The organism is Variovorax sp. efr-133-TYG-130, assembly GCF_030208835.1.
Classification (GTDB): Bacteria; Pseudomonadota; Gammaproteobacteria; order Burkholderiales; family Burkholderiaceae_C; genus Variovorax.
Window position 1 is genome coordinate 54,876 of record NZ_JARVTD010000012.1, and the last position, 14,231, is coordinate 69,106.

Sequence of the window (14,231 nt, forward strand, 5' to 3'; positions counted from 1 at the left end):
ATTTAAGCATGCAAAGCAAAGGAGACCCCGTGACCGAGCCCTACGACGAGTTGTTTCTGTTCATCGACGGCGAGTGGATCGACGGCACCGGCCGCGACACGTCGGCGGTGTTCAACCCGGCCACGGGCGATGTGATCGGCCACGTGCCGCATGCACGCCAGGCCGACCTGGATCGCGCCCTGGAGGCCGCGGATCGCGGCTTCGCGCTATGGCGCCGCACGCCGGCCTACGACAGGGCCCAGGTGCTGCGCCGCGCGGCCGCGCTGTTGCGCGAACGCGCCGAGCCCATCGCCCGGCAGCTGACGCTGGAGCAGGGCAAGGCCTTGCATGAAGCTCGGTACGAGCTGGCGAGTTCGGCGGACTATTTCGAGTGGTTTGCCGAAGAGGGCCGCCGCGTCTACGGCCGCACCGTCCCCTCGCGGCGCCCCGAGGTGCACCAGCGCGTGCACAAGGAACCGATCGGCCCGGTCGCGGCCTTCGCACCCTGGAACTTTCCGGCCATCACGCCCAGCCGCAAGATCGCGGCCGCGCTGGCCGCCGGCTGCTCGGTCGTCATCAAGCCGGGCGAGGAGTGCCCCGCGACGGCCCTGGCCATCGCGCGCGCGCTGGACGACGCGGGCCTGCCCAAGGGCGTGCTCAACGTGGTGTTCGGCGTGCCCGAGCTGATCTCGCGGCATCTCATCGAATCGCCCGTGATCCGCAAGGTCTCGTTCACCGGCTCGGTGCCGGTCGGACGCTTGCTGGCCGCCCAGGCCGGCCAGGCGCTCAAGCCCATCACGCTGGAACTGGGTGGGCATGCGCCGGTGCTGGTGTTCGCCGACGCGGACATCGACGCGGCGGCCCGGCTGCTGGCGGCCAACAAGTTCCGCGGCACCGGGCAGATCTGCCTGTCGCCCACGCGCATCCTGGTGCAGCGCACGGTGTACGAGCCGTTCCTGAGCAGGTTCATCGCCGAGACGCAGGCCTTGAAGCTCGGCGACGGCCTCGATCCACAAACGCAGGTGGGTCCGGTGTCGAACGCAAGGCGCATCGAGGCCATCGCGGCGCTCGTGGCCGACGCCCGCGCCTGCGGCGCCACGGTGCGCGCCGGCGGCGAGCGCATCGACCGTCCCGGGCTGTTCTGGCAGCCCACCATCCTCACGGATGTGCCGGCGCATGCCAAGGTCATGCACGAGGAGCCCTTCGGTCCGCTGGCCGTGGTGCGCCCGTTCGACACGATCGACGAAGCCCTCGCCGAAGCGAACCGGCTGCCGTACGGGCTGGCGGCGTACGCATTCACCGAGTCGGCGCGTACCGCGCTGCGCGTGGGTGACGAGCTGGAGGCCGGAATGATCGGCATCAACCACGCGCAGATGATTGTTTGCGAGCTGCCGTTCGGCGGCATCAAGGACAGCGGCCATGGCTCGGAAGGTGGTGCCGAAGGCATCCAGAGCTACCTCCACACGAAGTTCATCAGCCAGGTCTGATACGCAGGCACAGAAAAAACAGGAGACATCACCATGAAGCTCACCACGCGAGGCATTCGCACCAGCGCTATCGTGGCGCTTGCCATTGCATTCGGACCACTCTGCGGCCACGCTCTCGCGCAAGACACCTACCCCAGCCGCCCGATCACGCTGGTCGTCCCGTTTCCGGCGGGCGGCGTGACCGACGTGGTGGCGCGTGAACTTGCACATCGCATGGCAACGGCGCTCGGACAACCGGTCGTGGTGGACAACCGCGCAGGCGCTGGAGGCAACATCGGGACGCAGGCCGTGGCAAGGGCGGCGCCAGACGGCTACACCCTGGGCGTGCTGACCGTCAGCGCGCTGTCGATCGGTCCCCACCTGAGCCGCAAGCTGCCGTTCGACCCGGCGCGCGACTTCACGCCGATCACCAACCTGGTCAACACCCCGGGCGCCGTCATCGCCGGGCCCGGCGCGCCGTTCAACACCTTCGCCGAGTTCGTCAGGTACGCAAAGGCGAATCCCGGCAAGGTCACCTATGCGAGCGTGGGTCCGGGTTCGATCCCGCACCTGAGCGCCGAGATCCTGGCGAAGGCGACCAGGGTCGACATGGTCCACGTCCCCTACAAGGGTGCCGCGCCCGCGATGCAGGACCTGCTCGCCAACCATATCGACCTGTCCTTCGAGACATCGCTGGCCACCACCATGACGTACCACGCGAACAAGCGCATCAAGGTCCTGGCGATCACCGGCCCGAGCCGCGTCTCCGTGCTGCCCGACGTGCCCACCGTGGCCGAGTCGGGCTATCCCGGTTTCGGCGTGCAGGGCTGGTTCGGTTTCTTCGGCCCCCGGGGACTGTCTCCCGCCAACGTGGAAAAGCTCAACAAGGCCGCCGCGCAGGCCTTCGCCGATCCCGCGTTGCGCCAGCGCCTGGAGCAACTCGGAATGCAGCCCGACACGGGAAGCGCCCAGCAGTTCAGGCAATTTCTTGCGCAGCAAGACAAGGTCTGGGCCGAAGCGGTCAAGGGCCTTCACCTCGTTCTGGAATGAAAGAGAAACAAGCCATGCAAGCCATCGTTTTCGACGAGTTCGGCGGACCCGAAGTGCTCACGACCCGCGAGGTTGCCCGCCCGGAGGTTCGGCCCCATGACCTGCTGGTGGCCAATGCCTCGATCGGCGTCAACCGCGCCGACATGTCGCATCGCAAAGGGGCCTACGGGCGCGCCAACTTCGGTGACTCGGACATCATGGGCCTGGAAATCGCCGGAACGGTGGTGGACATGGGGTCGCAGGTGCGGGGTTACGCCATCGGGGACCGTGTCATGGGCATCGTGGGCGGGGGCGCCTATGCCGAACTGTCGCGCATCGATCACCGCATGGCCATGCACGTCCCGCCCGGCCTCGCGCTGCGCGAGGCCGGCGCGGTGGCCGAGGTGTTCGTGACGGCGCACGAGGCGCTGTTCCATCTGGCCCGCCTGCAAGCCGGCGAATCGGTGCTGATCCATGCAGCGGCGGGCGGGGTCGGGTCCGCCGCGGTACAGCTTGCACACGCCGCCGGCGCGCGCGTGTTCGCCACCGCGGGCGGCGACAAGCGCGGTGCCGTCGAGCGTTTCGGCGCCGACGAGGTGATCGACTACCGCACCGACGACTTCCAGTCCGTGGTGGCCCGCAAGACGCACGGCCAAGGCGTGGACGTCGTGATCGACTTCGTCGGCCCCTCTTACCTGGAGCGCAACGTGCGTTCGCTGGCAGTGGGCGGGCGTTTGGTGGTCGTCGGCCTGCTCGGAGGCACCGAGGGCGCCGTGCTGCCGATGGACGTGCTGCTGTACCGCCACCTGCAGATCTTCGGCACGGTGATGAAGTCGCGTCCGCCCGAGGTCAAGCAGGCCATGGTCCAGCGCTTCGCGCAGCGTTGGCTCGATGCGTTGGCGGGCGGCGTGATCCGTCCGGTGATCGACAGCACCTATGCGCTCTGCGAGGCGGCACAGGCCCATCGGCGCATGGAATCGGGCGAGAGCGTCGGGAAGATTCTCCTGCTGCCCGGTGGTTGATTGCCCGGGCGATTACAGCTGAAACGCTCGACGGCGCGGCTGGAATCCCGCCGCAACACGGGCTTGAGACATTGGATCCCGGCAACAGCGCCGCGCGCAGTTTCCAACACCGGCTGGCACTTTCGCCTCCATCCAATGTCCTTTCAAAGAGTCCTCATGACCGACATCATCCGCAGCGACCTCGTCCTCTCCCAATCGGCCTTCAGCCACATCATCGACGTCCCCATCGAGCAGATCGACATCGGCAAATGGCTCTTCGGCCTGGCCGAAGCCGAGTACCAGCGGTGCGCGCCGCCGGACCACATCTCGTGCGGCACGACCCGCACCGATGATGGTCGTCCGATGTCCATCAATGTGGAGCAGATCGGCACCGGTCTGGTCATCCAGCACTACGTGGGTGAAGTCGTCGGAAAGCGCCGCTGTCTCATGGTCTCCACCTCGGATGTCTTCACACCGGCGGGCCGCACGCGGGTGCAGGTCATCTGGGAGCTCAGCGCCAAGGGCCTGAGCGACGGACGCACCGAGTACACGAACTCGGTGGTGTCCCACCCGACGGAGGACTTCCTGAATTTCATCGCAAGCCACGGGGTGACCTTCGAGCAGGCATCGCACGATCGTCAGGTGGCCTCCGGGGACCACAACAGCCGCGAAACGCCTTTGTTCGCACAGAGCATCGCCCGTGCGGCGCTGGCCAACGCCACGGCTGTCGCCGCATAGGAAGAAGCGTCGGCGGCGACACCGCGCGGTGTCGCTGCTTCCGCGTCCGACGTCTTGGCCGCGCGCACAACACCCTTGATGCAAGCTCATGAAAAGCGACAACCACAACCAGTCGCCGCGCGAGACGGCACGCGCCTTCACGCCTGAACTTTCGGCGCTCGTCGAAGATCCGCTGTTCTCGCAAGTGTGGGCGGATGATCGCCTTTCTGCGAGAGAGCGCAGCCTCGCGACGCTCGCCGCACTGATCGTTTTGCACCGGCCGGAGGAACTGCCGGCACATCTGCGGCGCGCCATCGACAACGGGTTGGAAAAGCCACAGATATCGGCGCTCATCACACACCTGGCCTTCTACGGAGGATTCCCCTCGGCCATCAGCGCCTCCGCCATTGCAGCCGAAGTGCTTGGCGCGTTGAACGCCGGCTCAAGGTGACGAGGCCGATCATGAGCGCTGTCCCCGCTTCCGCGCCCCGCGGCCGCCGCATTCATCTTCCGCTTCGGGCGTTACTCCGGATGCCGGCCTGGGTGGTCAACGGCTTGACTGTCGCATCAGGGCTGATGCTCGTGCAAGGCTCCATACTGCTGATGGCAGGTGCCCATGCGGCGCAAGCCGCGATTGCAACGGGCGTCTGTGCCAGCCTGGCCGACGTCGTGACCACCACGGACCGCGTGGCACGGCGCGTGCTGGCGGCAGTCATCGCCAGTACCGTCTGCGCAACGTTGTTCCTGGCAGTCAGGCCCTGCGAAGCGATCGTGATCCCGACCGTCGTTCTGATCGTGTTCGCTGCCATGCTCCTCCAAGCCTGGGGACCGAAGGCCGGGACGGTTTCTTTTGCGACCACCATGTCACTCGTCTTCGCGATGTCCGTTCCAGCGTCGCAAGGCCTGACGGTCGACTCCGCCGCCTGGGGGCTGGTCGGCGCCATAGGCTATTGGATCTGGGCTGTCCTCACCGCGCATCTCCTGCAACCGACCTGGCGAAGACTGGCGCTGGCGTCAGTCGTGCAGGACATGGCCGGTCTTCTTCGTGCACTGGCGGCGCGCACGCGCGATCCCGCCGATCTGCAGGTGCAGGAACAGGTCGTGCGCCAGGAAGCGAAGCTTGCCGAGCAGATGCAAGCCGCGCGGGATCTGATCTTCGCGAACACCGACGGGCCTGCGGCGCACCTGCAAACCTGCGTTCTTCTGCGATTGACGGACCTGCGCGATCTCGCCATTGCCGGAAAGATCGACACGGCGCTTGTCCGGCATGGCACCGCCTCGTTGCAGGAGCGACTGATTTTTGCCGACGTGCTCCAGCACATGGCGCTTGCTATGGAAGGTGTCGCGCAGCATGTCCGAACCGCCAGGCTGCAGCCGCTCGACGCGACGGTGGAACGGCAGATCGGGCGCCTTCTCGATGCGCTGGAGGCGCGAGCCGGCGATGGACGCGATGACGCGCGACGGGTCGTCGCCGAGATCCTTCGAAGCCAGTTCGCCCACGTTCGGGCGATACAGGCAATGCACACCGCCATCGAGCAGCCCCGGCTGCCGTGTCGGCGCTCGGACCTTCGCCGCTACATCGCGCCTGACGCGTGGCGATGGGCTGCCATCTGGACGCAACTGCGGCCCGACTCTCCCACGTTCAGGTACGCGGTGAGGACCGCCTTGGCTGCCGGATCGGCCTACGCCATCTGCCGGCTCCTGCCCTGGACTGCGCATCCGCAGTGGGTACTTCTGAGTGTCACGGTCGTGATGCAAGGCAGTCTGGCGCAGACGCTCGTGCGACGCAATGCCCGCGTATGGGGTACGTTGTCGGGGTGTGTGGTGGTGGCGCTTCTGGCGTGGAGCTCCTCGACGCTCTTTCTGACCTTGTGCTTTCTGGTCGCTGCGGGTGTTGCCCACGCATACCTGGGTGTGCGCTACTCGGTCACCGCCGCCGCGGCCGCCGTGATGGCGGTCCTGCAGGCGCATCTCGTCGCGCACGGCACCGACTTCAGCATCCTGGAGCGTGTCGCCGACACCGTGATCGGCGCCCTCGTCGGATGGGCCGCGAGCTACGCATTGCCCAGCTGGGAGAGACGCCGCCTGTCGAACGATCTACGCCAGGCACATGAGGCCATCCGCGCCTACGCCGCGGAGATCCTGAAGCTGGACGAAGCATCTCCAGGCTTGCCAAGATTCACCCGGCAACGCGCATACGACGCGATCCGCGCGATCGGGGCAACCCAGTCGCGAACCCTGGCGGAACCGGCTTCCGTTCGGCTCCCCGCCGCGGAACTGACACTGTGGCTGGCAGCGGCCTACGACCTGATGTCGCATCTCTCGAACGCGCGGCTTTCACTCACGTTGCATGGGCGAGCGCCCGGCCCCGCGCCACTCGGCAACGCTCTGGCGCAAGTCGTCTGCGAGCTCGATCACGCATTGCGGCCAAGCACGCTGGAGCGCAGTTCGGTGCTTGAGCCGGCCGCCCGATCTGCGCTCGGTTCCGTTCCCGATCTGCTGCCCAGGCTTCAGGATGCATTGAAGGACGCCGCCAACGTCGGGATGGCATCGTGCAAGCTTCGTTCGATGCTCGCTCGTCGGGCAAATGGCGGGCTGCCTCGCGATCCCGAGGCCGGTTGATTGCGACTGCCCCGAGGCGGCAGGCCGCCGGGCCATTCACCCTTTGCGCAAGAAGATGCTGGAGGGCCGCCGACAACGACATCCTGTGCCGCGGCGTAACCCCAGTTCAGGACCGTGCTCCCGGTGGCGGACCTATGCTCGACGAAGCCATCCCACTTCCTTCCTGGAGCTGTTCCATGTCCCTGAAAGATTTCAAGGTCCTCACCTTCGACGTCGTCGGCACGCTGATCGATTTCGAGGGCGGCATGCTCGCCTATCTGCGCAGCGTGGCGCCCGATGCCCGGGTGAGCGACGACGACTTCCTCGCCGCCTACCGGCGCGCACGTGCCGACGGCAACGCCGGCTGGTATCCCGACGACCTGGCGCGCTGCTGGCACGCGGTCGCCCCCGCGCTGGGCCTGCCCGATGACGACGCCATTGCCCAGGGCCTGCGCGATTCGGTCTCGCAATGGCCGGCCTTCCCCGATGCGGTGGAAGCGCTGAAGCGGCTCGGCAAGCGCTTCAAGCTGGTGACGATGACCAATGCGCAGGCCTGGGCACTGGCGCATTTCGACAAGACGCTGGGCTCGCCTTTCGACATGCTGCTGAGCTGCGACGACGCGCTGTGCGAGAAGCCCGATGCGCGCTACTTCGCCTATGCACGCGGCCGCTTCGAAGGCGCCTGGGGCTTCAAGCAGGCCGACAACCTGCACGTGGCACAGAGCCAGTACCACGACATCGGCATTTCCAAGCAGTTGGGCATCACGACCTGCTGGATCGAGCGCCGTCATGCGCAGAAAGGTTCGGGCGGCACCATCGAGTCGAAGCACACCGTGCCCGACTACCGCTTCCACACGCTGGCCGAACTGGCCGATGCGGTCGAAGCCGGGCATTGAGCACCACGGCCGTCGCCTGCATCGCGCAGGCGCCGGTCAGCGCTCGTGGGGAAAGAGCCGTTCGATCGGACAGTGCGTCTTGATGAACGGCGACTTGATGACGATGTAGCTGAAGTACTTCGCGATACCGATGTTGCGTTCGAGCAGCCCCTCGATCACTTCCTGGTAGTGGTTCACCCCACGGGTGAGGAAGCGCAGCAGGTAGTCGTAGCCGCCACTGACCAGATGGCATTCGAGCACCTCGTCGACCTCGCGGATCGCGGCCTCGAAGCGCACGAAATCCTCGCGGTGGTGGTCCGACAGGGTGACCTCGGTGAACACGGTCAGCGTGTCGCCGAGTTTTTCGAGCCGCAGGTGCGCGCCGTAGCCGGCGATGTAGCCGGCCTGCTCCAGTCGCTTCACCCGGATCAGGCAGGGGCTGGGCGACAACCCGACCGCGTCGGCCAGGTCGACGTTGGTCATGCGCCCGTTCTTCTGCAACTGGGACAGGATGCGCAGGTCAAGTCGGTCGATCTTGAAAGCTTCAGACATGGCAATCCTGAAAAAAGCGAAAGAGGCCTCGATTCTGCTTCGTCGGCGCGATGCCGGGGCAGTCCTTTCAAGTCGCCAGCGCAGCGCGGACGTCGGGCGCGTCGAGCACGTCGTCGAGCGTCTTCTTCAGGCGCGCGAACAGCTGCGCGAACTCGTCCTGCGTGAAGGTGAGCGCGGGCGCAAAGCCGAGGATGTGATCGCCGAAGGAGCGGAACACCAGCCCGTTGCGATAGCCGGCTGCGAAGATGCGGTCGGACAACCCGAGCGCCGCATCGAAGCCGCGCTTGCTGGCCTTGTCGCTCACCAGCTCCAGCGCGCCCAGCAGGCCGCGGTGGCGTGCGTCGCCCACCAGCGGATGCGCGCGCAGCGCGTCGAGCCCGGCCGAGAAATGCGCCGCGCCGCGCTGGCCGTTGGCCAGGATGCCGCCTTCCTCGTAGAGCCGCAGCACCTCGAGCGCGACAGCGGCGCCGACCGGGTGCGCCGAATAGGTCGCGCCGTGGCCGATGGATGCGCCCGCAGGCGCGCCGTCGGCGATGCCGGCGTAGACCTTCTCGGACATCATGGTCGCGCCCATCGGCACGTAGCCGGCCGTCAGGCCCTTGGCCATGGTCATCAGGTCGGGCTCCACGCCTTCGGCCTCGCAGGCGAACATGGGGCCGGTGCGGCCGAAGCCGGTGATCACCTCGTCGACCACGAAGAGGATGTCCAGCTCGCGCGCGGCCTCGCGCATGGCCTTGAGCCAGCCCTTGGGCGGCACGATGACGCCGCCCGAGCCCTGGATGGGCTCGCAGAAGAAGGCCGCCACGTTGTCCGCGCCCAGCTCGGCCACCTTGGCGCGCAGCGCCGCGACCGACGAGGCAATCAGTGCCTGCGGATCGGCGCCGTCGGCATGGCGGTAGGCATAGGGCGACGCGATGTAGTGCTGCGTGGGCAGCGGCAGGTCGAAGCCGCGATGGAAGGCCGGCAGCGCCGTGAGGCCCGCGCCGGTGGACGACGAGCCGTGGTAGCCGCGCTCCAGCGAAATGAACTGCTTCTTCAACGGCCGGCCGGTCGCGTTGTAGTACTGCACGATGAAGCGCACCGCGGCATCGACCGCCTCGGAGCCGCCCAGCGTGAGGTACACGCGGGTCAGCGACGCGGGCGTGATCTGCACCAGCTTCTGCGCCAGGCGGATGGCCGGCTCGCTGCTGAAGTGGAAGTAGCCGGTCGCGTACGGCAGCTTGCGCATCTGCTCGGTGGCGGCCTGCACCACGCTCTCCTGCCCGTAGCCCACGTTCACGCACCACAGGCCGGCGAAGGCGTCGAGCAGTTGGTGGCCGTTGCCGTCGGTGAGCCAGGCGCCCTGGCCCGAGGCCAGCACGGTGGGCCCGCGCTGCTCGTGCACGCGCCAGGGCGAGACGGGGTGGATGAGGTGCGCGCGGTCGACGGCGTCGAGCGCGGCTTGCTGGGGCAGTGCGGTGGGGTGCGTCATGGGCTGTGAAGGAGCGAGAGCGGAGGAAGCTTTCGATGCCTTCAGCTTAGGCGGCACGCCCTGCGAGGTGGTGCTGCTTTGGGGGTGCCGCACGCAGCAGCCTGCGGTTGTGCATGCGGCGTGCAGCAGATCGTGCGGCGGCCTGCGATTCCTCCGCTCAGTACCCGCGCGCGCGGTCGACCAGCCCGACCATCGGCTTGCCTGCCTCGAAGCGCGCGAGGTTGTCGAGCACCACTTCCGCCGCGCTCAATGGCTGCGTCATGCTCGCGATGTGCGGCGTGAGCTGGATGCGCGGATGGCGCCAGAAGTCATGCTCCGGCGGCAGCGGCTCGGGATCGGTCACGTCGAGCACCGCATCGCCGATCTGTCCGCTGGCGAGTGCGCGCAGGAGGTCGGCATCCACGAGTTGCGGCCCGCGCCCCACATGCACCAGCCCGGCGCCCGGTGGCAGCAACGAGAACAGCCGCGCATCGAGAAAACCGCGCGTCGAATCGGTCAGCGGCAGCAGGCACACGAGGATGTCGGTGCGCGCGAGGAAGGCCGGCAGTTCGTCCGCGCCGGCATGGCATTGCACGCCGTCGACGGCATGGCGCGAACGGCTCCAGCCCGCGCAGTCGAAGCCCAGCGCCACGAGCTGTGCCAGCACGGACTGCCCGAGCGAGCCCAGCCCGAGCACGCCGACGCGGCGTTCGCTCGCAGGGCGCACCGTCAGCGGCTTCCAGAGGCCCTCCTGCTGCTGGCGCCGGTATTGCGGCATGTCACGGTGCAGGCCGAGCACCGCATGCGTCACGTACTCGACCATGCCGCGCACGATGCCGGGCTCGACCATGCGCACCACGGGCAGCGCAGGTGGCAGCGACGCGAAGTCGAACTGGTCGACGCCCGCGCCCGAAGAAAACAGCACCTGCAGATCGGGGAAGCGCGTCGCCAGGTCGTCCGGCGGCTCCCACGCCGCGAGGAAGCGCACCTGCGCCGGATCGCCGATGTCGGGCCAGATGCGGAAGTCGATGTCGGGCGCGCGTCGACGGAACACGTCGGCCCACAGACGGCCTCTTGCCGGGTCGGATTTGTAGAGGAAGGTGGTTTTCATGAGGAGATCGGCTCAGGCTGGTACCCGGTCGGCGCGCTCGCGCCCTGAACAGCACGCGCTCATCCCACGGCCTGGGTCACGACGGCGAAGAGCGAGGGCCCGCCGGGCGGCGTCACGAGAGGCGCACCACGCACCATCGTCGTGGGCGCATCCACGCGCAGCAGCCCGATGCTCTCCAGGCATTCGGCCAGTCCGCTGTCGAAGTCGATGTCGATGCGCGTGAAGTGCCCGGCATTCACGCTGGCGAGGTGCGCGATCAGCGCCTTGGCGCCATCGAGATCGGGCGCGACCACCGGCCCTATCGAATGACCGCGCCCGAAGCGGCGCAGCATTGCGAAGCCGCGCGGTTCGTTGTCCTGGTCGAGCACCACGCAGGCGTCGGCGCTGGCGAGCAGATCCTTGATCAGTGCATCGCGCGGCATGCCGCGCGCCGCGGCGTCCAGGGCCTGCAACGCGGCGGCCTCGTGGACACCGGCGGGCCGCAGTCGCCAGCCGGGCTGCAGGGCCACCAGCGGCGCGGGCTGCGCGAGGCCCTGGTGCTGGCGCAGTTCGCCCGTGCGCACGAAGCCCAGGCGCTCGTAGAGGCCGCGCCCCTCGGCGGTGGCGTGCAGCAGCACCGTGCGCTCCTCCAGGCCGTCGAGCACCGCGCTCATCAGGCGATGCCCGATGCGGCGGCCTTGGCAGGCCGGCGTCACGACCACGAGGCCCAGGCTTGCGTGGCGCTCGCCCCAGAGCCAGCGCAGCGCGCAACCGACGATCTCGCCGTCACGCTCGGCCACCACGCCCTGCGCATGCGCGAACACCTGCTCCCAGTCCGCCAGCCGGTGCGGCCAGCGCAACTGGTCGGTCAGCGCCTGCGCGGACGGCAGGTCGGAGGGGGTCATCGGTCTGAGCACCACGCCGTCGCCGGCGGGTGCATTCGGGGTCTGGTCGGGCATTGAAGGGTCTCGCAGCAAAGGGATTTCCCTTCCATCTTGGACGACATCGGCGCGCGTTGCCAGACCGGAAGCGACCCGCGACGCAACTTGCAAGCTTCGGCTGCCGAGCGCCCCGGTTTTGCAATTCGCTGCGGTGGGGCGCCGCTGTACGCATACAAATGCTGCGCCAACCTGCCTAGCATGGACCGCCGCTCTTGCGCAGTCCCACCGATCACACGCCCATGCAAGCCTTCCAGACGCGACAGATCTTCCCGGCCGATGCCGGCCGCATCGCCGTGCATCGGCGGCGCACCGAGGTGCACGCCGCACCTGCGCAGGGCAGACCGCATGGCATGCCGTCGCCGGCCCTCCAAACCGCAGCTTCATCGCGGCGGGCAACGTATTTCCGTACAACTGCTGCCTTGCTGCGTGCTGCAATCAATCCGTAATTTGCTTGTCGCAATTGCCGTCTGAAGAAGTGGCCAGCGACCGGTTCCAACAGGCCGACGAACTAACGACACACAGGACCAGAGACCATGACCTTCAAACCCAAGTACGTGACTTTCGACTGCTACGGAACGCTGACCCGCTTCCGCATGGCGGAGATGTCCCACGAGCTCTTTGCCGACCGCGTTCCGGCCGAGCGCATGGCGCAGTTCATCGCCGACTTCGCGGCCTACCGCTTCGACGAGGTGCTGGGCGCCTGGCAGCCCTACGAGGTGGTGCTGAAGAACGCCGTGCGACGCCTGTGCCGCAAATGGAAGATCCAGTACTTCGACATCGACGCGCAGAAAATCTACGACGCGGTGCCCACCTGGGGCCCGCACGACGACGTGCCCGCCGGCCTGGCCAAGGTGGCCAAGGAAATTCCGCTGGTGATCCTGTCGAACGCATCGGACGACCAGATCCAGAAGAACGTCGCGACGCTGGGCGCGCCCTTCCACCGCGTCTACACCGCGCAGCAGGCCCAGGCCTACAAGCCGCGCCTGACGGCCTTCGAGTACATGCTCGACTCGCTGGGCTGCAACCCTGAAGACGTGCTGCACGTCTCGTCCAGCCTGCGCTACGACCTGATGTCGGCGGACGACCTGGGCATCGTCAACAAGGTGTTCGTCAACCGCGGCCACGGGCCCGGCAATCCGGCGTACCGCTACACGGAAATCAAGGACATCGGCGGCCTGCCCGGCGTCGTGGGTCTCTGATCTTTCTTCTCCACCGCACCAGCCCCCAGCCATGAAGCTCGACTCTTACTGGACCGATTCGGCACCTGCCTTCGTGCCCGAAGCGCGAGAGCTGCCGGCGCAGGTCGACGTCGCCATCGTCGGCGGCGGCTTCACCGGCCTGTCGGCGGCGCTGGCGCTGGCCAGGCGGGGCGCGCGTGTCGCGGTGCTCGAAGCCGGCGCGCGGGTGGCGGCCGAAGCGTCGGGGCGCAACGGCGGGCACGTCAACAACGGGCTGGCGGTCGACTACGCCGATGTGGCCGCCAAGGTGGGCGTCGAACGCGCACGCGGCTGGTACCACGCGTACGACGCCGCGGTCGACACCGTGGCGCGGCTGGTGCGCGAGGAAGCCATCGACTGCGACTTCATGCGCCACGGCAAGCTCAAGCTCGCCACGCGGGCGAACCAGATGAGCGCGCTCGCGCACAGCGCGCGGCGCCTGCTCGACGATGGCGTGGACAGCGACATCGAGATCCTGGACGCGGCACGCGTGCGCGCCGAAGTGCAGAGCGATCGCTTCCACGGCGGCCTGCTCTACAGGCGCAGCGGCCAGATGCACATGGGCCGCTTCGCGCACGGGCTGGCGACGGCAGCGCAGCGCTGCGGCGCGCAGATCCACACCGGCACCGAGGTGCGCCGCATCGAACGGGTGGGCCAGGGCCACGCCCACCGGCTGCACACAGCGCGCGGCACGGTCGCCGCCCAGCAGGTGCTGCTGGCCACGGGCGCGACGCGCCATGGCGGGTACGGCAGCTTCGGCTGGCTGCGCCGGCGCATCGTGCCGATCGGCAGCTTCATCGTCGTCACCGAGCCGCTGGGCGCGGAGCGCGCGCAGGCGCTGCTCGCGGGACAGCGCACCTACACGACCATCGCGAACATCCACCACTACTTCCGGCTCACGGCGGACCACCGGCTGGTGTTCGGCGGGCGCGCACGCTTCGCGGTCTCCAGCCCGCAGTCGGACGCCGCCAGCGGAGAGATCCTGCGCGCAGGGCTGGCCCAGACCTTTCCGCAGCTCGGCGAGGTGCGGCTCGACTATTGCTGGGGCGGACTGGTCGACATGACGCAGGACCGCCTGCCGCACGCCGGCGAACGCGACGGCCTCTACTACGCCATGGGCTACAGCGGCCACGGCACGCAGATGTCGGTGCACATGGGCGATCGCATGGCCGCCGTGATGAACGGCGATGCGGGCGCCAACCCGTGGCAGGGCCGCGACTGGCCCGCCATTCCCGGCCACTTCGGCCCGCCGTGGTTCCTTCCGGCGGTGGGCCTCTACTACCGGCTCAAGGACAGGCTGGCCTGAGGCTTGC

Annotated in this window: 14 protein-coding genes; 10 read left to right on the forward strand and 4 right to left on the reverse strand. The window is 68.1% G+C overall.

Translation table 11 applies throughout. From position 1 onward, the window contains the following. Positions 1–8 precede the first annotated feature (8 nt). From QRN67_RS15720 to QRN67_RS15750, 7 genes are all read left to right on the forward strand, one after another. Positions 9–1,466 carry an NAD-dependent succinate-semialdehyde dehydrogenase gene (locus QRN67_RS15720; RefSeq protein WP_503010901.1) on the forward strand — a complete coding sequence of 486 codons (1,458 nt, stop codon included), beginning with the start codon at positions 9–11 and terminating at the stop codon, positions 1,464–1,466. A 33-nt stretch (positions 1,467–1,499) separates the two neighbouring features. Further along, positions 1,500–2,495 (forward strand): Bug family tripartite tricarboxylate transporter substrate binding protein, encoded by a 996-nt coding sequence (locus QRN67_RS15725; protein ID WP_285412514.1) that lies wholly within the window; start codon positions 1,500–1,502, stop codon positions 2,493–2,495. A 14-nt stretch (positions 2,496–2,509) separates the two neighbouring features. Beyond that, on the forward strand, positions 2,510–3,496 hold the full coding sequence (locus QRN67_RS15730; protein WP_285412516.1) for an NAD(P)H-quinone oxidoreductase: 987 nt from the start codon (positions 2,510–2,512) through the stop codon (positions 3,494–3,496). Between the two features lie 156 nt (positions 3,497–3,652). Further along, on the forward strand, positions 3,653–4,213 hold the full coding sequence (locus tag QRN67_RS15735) for a hypothetical protein (RefSeq protein WP_081270957.1): 561 nt from the start codon (positions 3,653–3,655) through the stop codon (positions 4,211–4,213). Positions 4,214–4,301: 88 nt separating this feature from the next. Beyond that, positions 4,302–4,643 carry a carboxymuconolactone decarboxylase family protein gene (locus QRN67_RS15740; protein WP_081270958.1) on the forward strand — a complete coding sequence of 114 codons (342 nt, stop codon included), beginning with the start codon at positions 4,302–4,304 and terminating at the stop codon, positions 4,641–4,643. An 11-nt stretch (positions 4,644–4,654) separates the two neighbouring features. Beyond that, entirely contained in the window at positions 4,655–6,814 is a 2,160-nt protein-coding gene (locus QRN67_RS15745) for an FUSC family protein (protein WP_285412518.1), read from the forward strand. A gap of 176 nt (positions 6,815–6,990) precedes the next feature. After that, a complete protein-coding gene (locus QRN67_RS15750) occupies positions 6,991–7,689 on the forward strand; it encodes an HAD-IA family hydrolase (RefSeq protein ID WP_285412520.1) in 699 nt (232 codons plus the stop codon). 36 nt (positions 7,690–7,725) lie between these two features. Here the strand turns inward: QRN67_RS15750 and QRN67_RS15755 are convergent, their stop codons facing one another. From QRN67_RS15755 to QRN67_RS15770, 4 genes are all read right to left on the reverse strand, one after another. Next, a complete protein-coding gene (locus QRN67_RS15755; protein ID WP_081270961.1) occupies positions 7,726–8,220 on the reverse strand; it encodes an Lrp/AsnC family transcriptional regulator in 495 nt (164 codons plus the stop codon). A gap of 67 nt (positions 8,221–8,287) precedes the next feature. After that, positions 8,288–9,691, reverse strand: a complete 1,404-nt coding sequence (locus QRN67_RS15760) for an aspartate aminotransferase family protein (RefSeq protein ID WP_285412522.1) — start codon at positions 9,689–9,691, stop codon at positions 8,288–8,290. A gap of 157 nt (positions 9,692–9,848) precedes the next feature. After that, a complete protein-coding gene (locus QRN67_RS15765) occupies positions 9,849–10,781 on the reverse strand; it encodes a 2-hydroxyacid dehydrogenase (protein WP_285412524.1) in 933 nt (310 codons plus the stop codon). 59 nt (positions 10,782–10,840) lie between these two features. Further along, positions 10,841–11,719, reverse strand: a complete 879-nt coding sequence (locus QRN67_RS15770) for a GNAT family N-acetyltransferase (protein ID WP_285412525.1) — start codon at positions 11,717–11,719, stop codon at positions 10,841–10,843. A gap of 221 nt (positions 11,720–11,940) precedes the next feature. Between QRN67_RS15770 and QRN67_RS15775 the strand changes: the two genes are divergently transcribed. The 3 genes from QRN67_RS15775 (at position 11,941) to QRN67_RS15785 (ending at position 14,224) form a co-directional block, all read left to right on the forward strand. Further along, complete coding sequence (locus QRN67_RS15775) at positions 11,941–12,147, forward strand: hypothetical protein (protein WP_285412527.1); 207 nt, start codon at positions 11,941–11,943, stop codon at positions 12,145–12,147. A gap of 87 nt (positions 12,148–12,234) precedes the next feature. Continuing rightward, positions 12,235–12,900 carry a haloacid dehalogenase type II gene (locus QRN67_RS15780; protein ID WP_081270965.1) on the forward strand — a complete coding sequence of 222 codons (666 nt, stop codon included), beginning with the start codon at positions 12,235–12,237 and terminating at the stop codon, positions 12,898–12,900. A gap of 31 nt (positions 12,901–12,931) precedes the next feature. Beyond that, on the forward strand, positions 12,932–14,224 hold the full coding sequence (locus QRN67_RS15785) for an NAD(P)/FAD-dependent oxidoreductase (protein ID WP_285412529.1): 1,293 nt from the start codon (positions 12,932–12,934) through the stop codon (positions 14,222–14,224). The last annotated feature ends 7 nt before the right edge of the window (positions 14,225–14,231 follow it).